This is a genomic window from Serratia sp. ASV30, from assembly GCF_016428815.1.
In the GTDB taxonomy this organism is placed as follows: domain Bacteria; phylum Pseudomonadota; class Gammaproteobacteria; order Enterobacterales; family Enterobacteriaceae; genus Chania; species Chania fonticola_C.
In genome coordinates this window covers 1-631 of sequence record NZ_JAELTL010000171.1, presented here as the reverse complement: position 1 = coordinate 631, position 631 = coordinate 1, and the positions used below count along the sequence as shown (strand labels likewise).

1 pseudogene is annotated in these 631 nt (G+C 40.6%); it reads right to left on the bottom strand.

What is annotated here, in order from left to right:
• A pseudogene (locus JHD74_RS25945) lies at positions 1–181 on the bottom strand (helix-turn-helix domain-containing protein); the annotation flags it as partial.
• Positions 182–631: the final 450 nt, after the last annotated feature.

Sequence of the window (631 nt, the reverse complement as noted above, 5' to 3'; positions counted from 1 at the left end):
GTTCCCAAACGTCGATTAATAGGGTTTCCCGTGAAAGCACCAGGTTCGGATTGTCGACAAAAAGACGTATCAAACGGATCTCGGTGAGAGAGAGCACTTTTGTTTCGTCAGGCTGGTTGGCATTCGCCAGCGTTCCCTGTTCCGCATCAAATAAAATGGTTTTGTTAATAACAAACTTCATCTTGTTTCCCCAATAAAGATAACAAACAGTGACTGCTGCCGCTATTTCAATGCGTCACTCAAGCCTGTGACAGCGTATTTAAGCTTATAAATAAGTTAAGTATAGCCCATCTGTCATGACCAAATGGCTCAGCTACCAGTATGTAAATATGATTAACACTAAGTGTGTGGAATTTTATGCTATATGAATACATTTATTGATATAAAATACTTTAAATGAGAAGTTTCCTATACCATGATTTGCATCAGGGAAATCCTGGTGTCAGTCAGCGTCCAAGGCGTCAGTACTGACTCTTCATGGGGGTTAACATGGTTTCTGCAGATAGACTACGGAAACAACGGCTAGAGTAAGGTGATTTTGAGGCGAAGTACGCGATGCTATAACGGTAAAGAGCATCCAGGGATGGTTTTTATTAAGCTGGGATAATTCTAATTAAATGAATGCTGTCTC